Below are 8,776 nucleotides of genomic sequence, written 5' to 3'. Positions count from 1 at the left end.
GCCAGTGACCATACGTAAAGATAGACGGAATAAGGATTTAATCATTAAGCAGCATTGGATAGCTGCGTCGGAGTAGGTTTGATTTCGCCCTTGTTTGCCTTTTGATGGAGCATACCATTGCGTAGCAAGATCAAACCAAATGGCAATATTTCCGCGACTTATGAGTGCTCGGTTATATGCGGGCCAATTGGTTGTGCGGTAGATTTTGTGTGTAGGCTTCTTCATTTGAAAATTATATCGCTGAAAAAGCCTTTACAGATAGGTTTGTGCAACAAAGCCGAATAGCTGTAATAGTATTGATTGATTGACCACGATTTCTTAAATGAATGATCGTATATAAATTTGGATAAGTCATAGGAACACCATCACTATTCAAAAGAACAGCGAATCTCTCACCACCACTCATTACAAATCTTTTAACAAACATCATGGCTTTATTTAACAAAATATCTAAGTATTAAATATCATAAATCATAAGTAAAAAAATTTACAGAATCATTTCTGATATCTGTAAATTTTATTTTCAACTAACTGCTAATAAAGAATAATTTTATAAACTTTACAAAAATATATCTCTAGTGTGTCTCAAAACGGAAGATCATCATCTAAATCAGCTGCAGGCGCTGCTGTTGGTGCAGGTGCAGATTTCGGTGCAAAACCACTCGGGTTATTGTTGCCATAACCGCCACCCTGATTGTTGTTGAAACCGCCTTGCTGCGGCGCTGAACCATAACCCGACTGCGGATTATTGCCATAACCGCCACTTTGGTTGTTACTCGCCTGATTATTGTTATTAAAACGTGGCTGGTTAAAACTGTTGTCGCCCTGCTCGCCTTGTGAACGATTCGAGTCCAGCATCTGCATTTGATCACCACGGATTTCCGTTGTATAGCGCTCCTGACCATTTTGATCAGTCCACTGACGGGTACGTAATGAACCTTCAATATATACTTTAGAACCTTTACGCAGATATTGCTGCGCAATTTCGCCTAAACGGTTATGCAACACGATACGGTGCCATTCCGTTTGTTCTTTACGTTCACCGGTACTTTTATCTGTCCACGAATCGCTAGTGGCGATCGAAAATTGAGTGAGAGAACCACCATTTGCAAAAGTTTTGGTTTCCGGATCTTTACCCAAAGTACCCACTAAGATGACTTTATTTACACCACGCATTTGCTGTTTACTTCCTATATATTTCTGTATTTTACTTTATAAGAGTTATGCTTAAATGGCTACCTCTTTACCTAACAAGTGCGTTAATTGTTGTCGCGAAGCATCATCAATCTGCTGTTTATCGACTTTTATATAGGCAACTTGCTGTTCAGCCATCACCACGACTTCTTCAATACCACGAATCGCCAAAAGCTGAGAAGTCCATTCGTCAGTTTGTCTGCTTTCCGGCAAACGCAGCACCAGTGATGAAAGATAGCGTGGCTGAGCTAGCCCGAAACTCATCAGCAGCCAAACAATCGCAATCCCGGTCAGGATACTCCAGCCCATCGAGGTATTATTGAGCAGCAACAATTGACCACCGATCATCCCACCAAAGAAGGCACCCAAAAACTGGCTGCTGGCATTCACGCCCATTGCCGTCGCTTTAGACTGGATCGGTGCAGCTTTAGACAGCCAGGAAGGCAATAAGGCCTCCATCACGTTAAAGGCAATAAAGAACAGGCCCAGGCCAATGAGCAAGATATATTTGGATTCAAAACCAAAGACCATCACCATTAAACCCAGAATAATACCGCTAATCGCCACCAGAAAAATCGCGCGCATTTTGTGGTATTTTTCTGCCAGAATGATACTCGGAAAAGCAAAGAACAGACTTAGCACCAACAGGGGTAAATAGACCAAACCATGACTAGAAAGTGGCAGATCTGCAAACTCGATCAGCTGCGAAGGCACATAAATAAACATGGCTGTGAGCAATAAATGCAGGGTAAACACAGATACATGCAGACGATTCAGATCGCCAATCTGGAGCACCTGTTTCAGTTGGGTCAGATAACCCTGTTGAAAGTTTTTATGATGGCGCGTGACTTTAGGCACCATAAACAGCATGGCAATGGCAGCCAATCCCATCACCGTAGTAACCCAGAACAATCCCGAAATGCCAACCAGACCTGTCAGCCAAGGCCCGAGACTAAATGCCACCACAAAAGACAGACCAATACTCATGCCCATGATTGCCATGGCTTTCATGCGGTTTTCTTCACGCGTGACATCGGCCAGCAAGGCCATGACGACAGCGGATACTGCGCCACCACCAGCAATGGCACGACCGATAATCACGCCATAAATGCTGTCAGACATGGCTGCAATCGCACCACCCAAGGCAAACAGCAGCAGTCCTAAAACAATCAAAGGCTTACGGCTATAGCGGTCTGCAATCAGGCTAAATGGTATCTGTAATAAGGCCTGAGTCAAACCATAGACCCCGACCGCCAAACCGATCAGTGCAGGCGTTGCATATTGATATGCCTGCCCTGCCACAGAAAACACCGGGATAATCATAAACAACCCCAGCATGCGCAGTGCAAAAATACTGCTCAGGGCAAAGGTTGAACGACGTTCTAAAGCATTCATCATAAATTATGGCGATTGGGTTAATTAATCTGGAGCCCAGATTATAGGACATTCAGCTCATTAATAAGACATGAATTTTATTTGAAATAAAGATGATGCCAATCTAAAAATAAAAAAGCGCAGCCGGAGCTACGCTTTTTATTCAGGAACAGCGCTTTATTTGTCTAAAGCTGCCTGACGTTTTTTGTATTGAATCGAGGCGAATACTGCCCAGACAATAAAGGCTACACCGATCAGACCGGTCACCACTTCTGGTACATGCAGACCGGTTCCGCTGGCAATCATGATAAAAGCCAGTGCACCGATGGCATAATGCGCACCATGTTCCAAGTAAATATAGGCATCCAATGTGCCCTGTTCAACCAGATAAATCGTCATTGAACGGACAAAGATCGCACCAATGGCCAGACCCAGCATGATGATGACCACGTCTGAGGTAATCGCAAAGGCACCGATCACGCCATCAAAACTAAAAGAGGCATCCAGGACTTCTAAATAGAGGAAACCACCAATACCGGCTTTCACTACACCCGTCGGTACGCCATTTTCATCATGACGAATCGCATTGCCTTCTTCATCGACTTCCGGTTCACCACCGAGCATATGGCTCAAGACCTGCACCCCAATATAAATTACGATGCCCCAGATTCCCGCCATAGTCACTGCCAGACGCTTGGCTTCATCGACATTGGCTGCCATGATTAACAAGGCCACCAGTGCGATAAACACCGACATCGCTGGTACATTGGCCAGATTGGACAGACGGCGTTCCACCCGTCTGAACCAGTGCGTGTCTTTTTCTTCATCCAGGAAGAAGTTCAGGAATACCATCAACAGGAAAGCACCACCAAAAGCTGCAATTTCGGGATGATGTGCCATTAAACGTGCTGAATATTCTTTCGGATCATTCAGGGCCAGACGTACCACTTCCATAAAGCCCAGGTCTGCAGTCACTGCAACAATGACCACCGGGAAGATCAAACGCATTCCGAAGACTGCAATCAGAATACCGACTGTCAGGAACAGCATTTTCCAGAAATGATCCCAACCCCGTAGGACTGAGGCATTGACAACCGCGTTATCAAAGGACAACGACACTTCCATAATCGCCAGAATAGCGGTAATGGTCAGCGCTGTGAGCATGGTTTGCAGGCCTGCGTCAGGACCATGGGTATAACCCCAATACGCAGACAAACCAAGACACACGATCGAAAATGCAATCGAGAAACCAAAATGTTTCAACATACACAACGACCTTGGATAAATTAAATAAATGTATGGCTGCGAGAGAGCAGCAATACGAATAGGAAAAGTTAAGCTAATTATGAAACTTTTAGCGCATAAACCAAAGCACTTCCTGAGCTGTTTTATCTTATTTTCTGTTTTTAAAATTTGCCGATCTTTTAAACAGCCCGATCTTTGCTATAGTGCCGCATGGTTTAACTTGAACTGCGAAGGATTTTCAGCATGAGTTTTTCACAAGAGCTATGGCAACGCAATCTCGGACTTTATCAGAAGACCCTGGCCCTGCCCTTTAATCAGCAACTGGCGCAAGGTACTTTAAGCCGTGAAGCCTTTAGTCATTATGTGATTCAGGATGCGCATTATTTACTGGCCTATGGCCGTGCACTGGCCGTATGTGCTGCCAAAGCTTTTGAAGCGGATGATGTGATCCAGTTTGCCGAGGCAGCCAAAATTGCGATTGTGGTGGAACGTAGCCTGCATGATGGCTTTATGCAGGATTTTGGCATTAGCAAAGAGCAGTTTGAAAATACCCCGCTGACTCTGGCATGTCATCACTATACTTCTTACCTGACTTCGACCACTTGGTCAGAAAGCTACCCAGTAGTACTGGCCTCGTTGCTGCCTTGTTTCTGGATTTATGCTGAAGTTGGTAAAGATATTGTCGACAACTCTGCGCCGAATAATCCGTATCAGGCTTGGGTGGACACCTATTCAGGAGAAGAGTTCCACACTGCGGTACGTAATGTGATTGCGACTGTTGACCGTGTTGCGGCGCGTGTTGATGCCGATACACTAGAAAAAATGCATGCAGCTTATACCCATGCTGCCCGTCTGGAATGGTTGTTCTGGGACAGTGCCTTTGAGCAACGCCAGTGGCCTGGTCTGGATGAATAAGACGAATAAAAAAAGCCCTGTTTAAGACAGGGCTTTTTGGTTATAGCCGTTTAAAAAATTTCTGCTGTCATAAACTGATCATAAAAACGGCTTAGTCTGAAAAAACAAGGATAGAACGGGCCGGTATGCTAGACCTAGCTATAAGCCCAAAATTGCCGCACAATAATTGAGAATAATTATCAATTAATAAAATCAATCCCGGAAAGAGGCAGATAATATGGACACTTTAGGCACCGAAGCGATTCGGGCATTTTTCACCCTGCAATGTTGCTGGTTCAACAATGAAGAAATCTATCTCGAACAAGGCTGCCTAGATTGTGGTTCGGCAGCGACTTATCTGATTTACCATACCAACACGCATATCCAGAAACATCTACTGAAATTTATTGAAAAGTATCGCTGTCATCAGGCACGCCGTAATGATTTGCTTGACTTGGATTTTTTCCAAAAAGACTATGAGGACTTTCTGCACATTCTGGAAAATGAAGTGAATTTTTATGCACGTCTGCATCATGATGTGCCACGTGACCGCTACTTTAAAGATATTGAATCTATCTTTGAACGCCGCTATGCAGCAGCTTGTTAAGAACTTCCCTCACGTCTAGTCATTCTGAACAGTGAAGCGATCTACTGTGATATTTCTCGGTATTGTGATGAATTGACCAATCACCGACATAACTTGACGTTTAAAATACTTTTATTTGCACTTGAACATTTTTCATCCGGTATCATATAAGGGTTTTTGATGAATATTCTAGGATCCTTGCATGAGCCAAAGCCACATCCGTATTCGAGGCGCACGTACCCATAACCTGAAAAATGTGAACCTTGATATACCACGCGACAAGTTTGTGGTGATTACGGGACTGTCTGGTTCAGGTAAGTCCTCGCTTGCCTTTGATACCTTATATGCCGAAGGTCAACGCAGATATGTAGAATCGCTGTCTGCCTATGCACGCCAGTTCCTTTCACAAATGGAAAAACCGGAAGTCGATTCGATTGAAGGTCTCAGTCCAGCCATCGCGATTGAACAGAAATCGACCAGCCATAACCCGCGTTCTACCGTGGGTACCATTACCGAAATTTATGACTACTTACGTCTGCTGTATGCACGTGTCGGTACACCCTTCTGTCCTGAACATGACCTGCCGATGGTGGCACAAACCGTCACGGAAATGGTCGATGCAGTCAAAGTGCTGGAAGAAGGCACAGCCTTGATGCTGCTTGCCCCGGTGGTGCGTGAGCGTAAAGGTGAATATACCGCCTTATTTGAGCAGTTACAGAGTCAAGGTTTTGTCCGTGCCCGCGTCGATGGCGAGATCATGGAAATTGATCCGCCACCAGAACTGGACAAAAAGAAAAAACATACCATTGAAGTCGTGGTCGACCGCTTTAAAGTCCGTGATGATCTGGGCAACCGTATCGCAGAAAGTTTTGAAACTGCACTGCGCCTCGGTGGCGATATTGCGATTTTATCCTGGATGAAGGGCGAACATAACGATCGCGTGTTTTCAGCCAAGCATTCCTGCCCGGAATGTGACCGCGCTGTCGCAGAACTGGAACCGCGTTTATTCTCGTTCAATAACCCTTTTGGTGCCTGTCCGGTCTGTGATGGTCTCGGCACCCGCAGTCATTTTAGTGCCGATAAACTGATTCCCAATCCTGAAGTCAGTGTCAGTCAGGGTGCGATTCGTGGCTGGGACCGTCAGCGTCCTTATTATTACGGCATGATCCAGAAAGTCGCCGAGCATTTTGGTTTTTCTTTAGAAACGCCGTGGAATGAACTGGATGCCGACACCAAGAAAAAATTCCTGTACGGCACCGGCAAAGAAAAAATTGATCTAAGTTATATCGATGAGCGTGGCCGTCGTCATAATCGGGTGATTCCGTTTGAAGGGATTTTGCCGCATCTGGAACGCCGCTACCGTGAAACTGAAAGTAATTATGTGCGTGATGATCTGGCGCAGTATCTGTCCAATGCTGCCTGTGATGCCTGTGATGGTTCACGGCTGAATGAAATCTCGCGGAATGTGAAAATTCTGGACAAGACCATTGCCGACATTACCCGCATGTCGATTGGTGATGCCGAAAGCTATTATCAGGACATTAACCTAGAAGGCGCACGCGGAGAAATCGCCGACAAGATTTTCAAGGAAATCCGTGAACGTCTGCACTTCCTGGTCTCAGTCGGTCTGAATTATCTCAGCCTGTCGCGTTCTGCCGAAACATTGTCGGGCGGTGAAGCACAGCGTATTCGTCTGGCTTCCCAGATTGGTGCCGGCCTGATGGGCGTGATGTATGTGCTGGATGAACCCTCAATTGGTCTGCATCAGCGTGACAATGACCGTCTGCTGCAAACCCTGATCCGTCTGCGAGACTTGGGCAATACCGTCTTGGTGGTCGAGCATGATGAAGATGCAATTCGTGCCGCCGATCATATTATTGATATTGGCCCGGGTGCAGGTGTACATGGTGGACATGTGATTGCTGAAGGGACTTATGATGAAATTCTGGCCAATCCTGACTCGCTGACCGGACAATATTTGTCTGGCAAGTTAAAAATTGAAGTGCCGAAAAAACGGATTCAGCCACCTAAACCTGAAGAACAGATCAAGCTGATGGGTGCATCTGGGCATAACCTGAAAAAAGTCGATCTGACCATTCCTTTGGGCATTATGACTTGTGTTACCGGGGTATCGGGTTCGGGTAAATCGACCTTGATTAACCGGACATTGTTACCTTTGGCGGCGACCCAACTGAATGGTGCAACCACTTTAACATCGGAAAAGTTTGAATCGATTGATGGCTTGCAGTTCCTCGACAAAGTCGTCGATATTGACCAGAGTCCGATTGGACGAACCCCACGTTCCAATCCGGCCACTTATACCGGTTTATTTACCCCGATTCGTGAACTGTTTTCACAAACTCCGGAAGCCAAAGCACGTGGTTATGCCGCGGGTCGTTTCTCGTTTAACGTGAAAGGTGGTCGCTGTGAAGCCTGTGAAGGCGACGGCATGATCAAGGTGGCGATGCATTTCCTGCCGGATATGTATGTGCCTTGCGATGCCTGTCATGGCAAACGTTATAACCGTGAAACGCTGGAAGTGAACTATAAGGGCAAGAATATTTCCGATGTGTTGCAGATGACCGTTGAGGATGCCATGCATTTCTTCGATGCCATTCCCGTCATTCACCGTCGTCTGGAAACATTGCATCAGGTAGGTTTGGGTTATATCCGTCTGGGTCAGTCTGCGACCACGCTTTCCGGTGGTGAAGCGCAGCGTGTCAAACTGGCACGTGAACTGGCCAAACGCGATACCGGTCAAACCCTGTATATTCTGGATGAACCGACCACGGGTCTGCATTTCCATGATATTGCCAAGCTGCTGGACATCCTGCATCAGCTACGTGATAAGGGTAATACCATTGTGGTGATTGAGCATAATCTGGATGTGATTAAAACTGCTGACTGGGTGGTAGATTTGGGACCTGAAGGTGGCTCAGGTGGCGGTATGATTGTCGCGGAAGGTACACCTGAAGAAGTCGTGAAAGTGAAAGCGTCACATACGGGTAAGTTCTTGAAAGCGTTGTTGAAGTGATATAGAAAGGGCTCATAAGAGCCCTTCTTTTAAACGTTTAATCACATACTCAATATTCTTTCTTTTCTCCAAGCTTGATGCTCGAGCTTCGTCTTCTAAGACTTCAAAAATCAAAGCATTTATTTGAGATTGTAATTCAACTGAAATTTGCTGGACTAATAATTTTCGCAAAATTTGAAGTTTATTAGACTTTTTAAATCTTTCATCCTTTGGAATTTCATGAAAAATTAAGTTATACCAATCTGCTTTGGTTGCATTTTTCAGTACAAAAGAATCTGTATCAACATTATATCCATTATTAAAAATATAATTATGAATAACATGGCGAATTCAAACATGAGGTGCGACAGTTTCAAAAGCCTTATGATAATCAACAAGCTGAGCAAATTTCTCTAATGGTGTAAGCCAATCTAACGCTTTTCTAGGGCGAGTATTCAGTGACATGGCAA

7 protein-coding genes and 2 pseudogenes are annotated in these 8,776 nt (G+C 45.2%); 3 read left to right on the top strand and 6 right to left on the bottom strand.

Going from position 1 to position 8,776, the window contains the following annotated elements:
- From FTV30_RS14690 to FTV30_RS14675, 5 genes and pseudogenes are all read right to left on the bottom strand, one after another.
- A partial coding sequence (locus tag FTV30_RS14690) for a transposase (protein WP_180001846.1) occupies window positions 1–225 on the bottom strand: 225 nt, incomplete at its 3' end.
- A gap of 55 nt (window positions 226–280) precedes the next feature.
- Window positions 281–430 (bottom strand): annotated as a pseudogene (locus FTV30_RS16370) (site-specific integrase); the annotation flags it as partial.
- 155 nt (window positions 431–585) lie between these two features.
- Window positions 586–1,176: a single-stranded DNA-binding protein gene (ssb, locus tag FTV30_RS14685; protein WP_005095120.1), complete on the bottom strand. Its 591-nt coding sequence runs from the start codon at window positions 1,174–1,176 to the stop codon at window positions 586–588.
- Between the two features lie 51 nt (window positions 1,177–1,227).
- Window positions 1,228–2,592 (bottom strand): MFS transporter, encoded by a 1,365-nt coding sequence (locus FTV30_RS14680; protein WP_100534512.1) that lies wholly within the window; start codon window positions 2,590–2,592, stop codon window positions 1,228–1,230.
- Between the two features lie 153 nt (window positions 2,593–2,745).
- Complete coding sequence (locus FTV30_RS14675) at window positions 2,746–3,834, bottom strand: DUF475 domain-containing protein (RefSeq protein ID WP_004647275.1); 1,089 nt, start codon at window positions 3,832–3,834, stop codon at window positions 2,746–2,748.
- A gap of 222 nt (window positions 3,835–4,056) precedes the next feature.
- On the opposite strand from FTV30_RS14675, the gene tenA reads away from it, so the two are divergent.
- The 3 genes from tenA to uvrA all read left to right on the top strand — a co-directional run bounded on the left by tenA (window position 4,057) and on the right by uvrA (window position 8,327).
- On the top strand, window positions 4,057–4,728 hold the full coding sequence (gene tenA, locus FTV30_RS14670) for a thiaminase II (protein ID WP_180001845.1): 672 nt from the start codon (window positions 4,057–4,059) through the stop codon (window positions 4,726–4,728).
- Between the two features lie 217 nt (window positions 4,729–4,945).
- Window positions 4,946–5,314: a hypothetical protein gene (locus FTV30_RS14665; protein ID WP_180001844.1), complete on the top strand. Its 369-nt coding sequence runs from the start codon at window positions 4,946–4,948 to the stop codon at window positions 5,312–5,314.
- A gap of 181 nt (window positions 5,315–5,495) precedes the next feature.
- Window positions 5,496–8,327, top strand: a complete 2,832-nt coding sequence (gene uvrA / locus FTV30_RS14660; protein ID WP_180001843.1) for an excinuclease ABC subunit UvrA — start codon at window positions 5,496–5,498, stop codon at window positions 8,325–8,327.
- A gap of 330 nt (window positions 8,328–8,657) precedes the next feature.
- Here the strand turns inward: uvrA and FTV30_RS14655 are convergent.
- Window positions 8,658–8,776, bottom strand: a pseudogene (locus tag FTV30_RS14655) (IS30 family transposase); the annotation flags it as partial.

The organism is Acinetobacter sp. YH12255 (assembly GCF_013417355.1).
Classification (GTDB): Bacteria; Pseudomonadota; Gammaproteobacteria; order Pseudomonadales; family Moraxellaceae; genus Acinetobacter; species Acinetobacter pseudolwoffii.
Note: the sequence above shows the minus strand (reverse complement) of the source record. Positions and strands in the feature narration are given on the sequence as shown.

Bases quoted from the DNA above. Each gene is read 5' to 3' on its own strand.
- ssb (WP_005095120.1), bottom strand. From the start codon at position 1,176: ATGCGTGGTGTAAATAAAGTCATCTTAGTGGGTACTTTGGGTAAAGAT.
- FTV30_RS14680 (WP_100534512.1), bottom strand. From the start codon at position 2,592: ATGATGAATGCTTTAGAACGTCGTTCAACCTTTGCCCTGAGCAGTATT.
- FTV30_RS14675 (WP_004647275.1), bottom strand. From the start codon at position 3,834: ATGTTGAAACATTTTGGTTTCTCGATTGCATTTTCGATCGTGTGTCTT.
- tenA (WP_180001845.1), top strand. From the start codon at position 4,057: ATGAGTTTTTCACAAGAGCTATGGCAACGCAATCTCGGACTTTATCAG.
- FTV30_RS14665 (WP_180001844.1), top strand. From the start codon at position 4,946: ATGGACACTTTAGGCACCGAAGCGATTCGGGCATTTTTCACCCTGCAA.
- uvrA (WP_180001843.1), top strand. From the start codon at position 5,496: ATGAGCCAAAGCCACATCCGTATTCGAGGCGCACGTACCCATAACCTG.